Origin of the sequence: Thiomicrorhabdus cannonii, assembly GCF_013391695.1 — a bacterium.
Lineage (GTDB): Bacteria > Pseudomonadota > Gammaproteobacteria > Thiomicrospirales > Thiomicrospiraceae > Thiomicrorhabdus > Thiomicrorhabdus cannonii.
Window position 1 is genome coordinate 1 of the sequence record NZ_JACBGH010000025.1, and the last position, 467, is coordinate 467.

Below are 467 nucleotides of genomic sequence, written 5' to 3' on the forward strand. Positions count from 1 at the left end.
CGAATGCTCTGCACCACCCTTGAGCAGGTGCGCAGATTGCTCGCGGCGCCGATCATCATCAGCAGCGGCTATCGCAGCGAGCACCTCAATCGGCTAGTGGGTGGCGCCGCCAGTAGTCAGCACCTGCAAGGGCTTGCCGCTGATTTTACGGTCAGCGGGCTATCCCCCAGGGACACGGCGCGCCGGATAAGCACAAGCCTGATCGCATTCGATCAGCTCATACTGGAATTCGACAAATGGGTGCATCTGTCCGTGACCCATGGCGTACCACGCCGACAGGTACTCACCTTGCGCGGGGGGGACGGTTACCTGCCTGGGCTGGTATGACATCGATTGACGGCAACGGAAGGATATTCGTATGCTGTACATAAATACAGTATTAGGGTGAGTCCATGCTCAACGTCGAGCAATTGAAGTACAGCGTCAACCGGATGCCCGTCGACAGGGTGGCCGACGCTGTCCTGGAG

At 58.7% G+C, this 467-nt stretch carries 1 protein-coding gene; it reads left to right on the forward strand.

All coding sequences use genetic code 11. The annotated features are described in order from the left end of the window. The coding region (locus tag HZ297_RS11785; RefSeq protein WP_178863963.1) for a D-Ala-D-Ala carboxypeptidase family metallohydrolase at positions 1 to 327 on the forward strand (327 nt) is incomplete at its 5' end. Between the last annotated feature and the right edge of the window lie 140 nt (positions 328 to 467).